Annotated in this window: 1 pseudogene; it reads left to right on the top strand. The window is 29.8% G+C overall.

Features of this window, described 5'->3' with window-relative positions:
- Positions 1–242: pseudogene (locus HMPREF0077_RS10260) on the top strand (leucine-rich repeat protein); the annotation flags it as partial.

The following is a 242-nucleotide window of genomic DNA, read 5'->3' as shown; positions in this document are numbered from 1 at the left end:
TAAAAACGAAAATAAAATCAAAGAAATGCAAGAAAAGCTCGAGTCTTTAGAAGGGGAACTTACAAAGAAGACTAAAGAAATTGAAGATAAAGACAATAGAATTAAGGACTTAGAAAAAGCTCTTGATGAAAAAGATGCTAAGATAAAAGACCTAGAGTCTAAAAAGAAAGAGACAGAAAATTCTAAGTCAGAATGCTGTAAGAAAATTGAAGAGCTTCAAAAGGCTATTGATAGTTTAAAAG

Source organism: Anaerococcus tetradius ATCC 35098 (genome assembly GCF_000159095.1).
Taxonomy (GTDB): domain Bacteria; phylum Bacillota; class Clostridia; order Tissierellales; family Peptoniphilaceae; genus Anaerococcus; species Anaerococcus tetradius.
The sequence above is the reverse complement of the archived record's forward strand: the minus strand, read 5'-3'. Positions and strand labels throughout refer to the sequence as shown.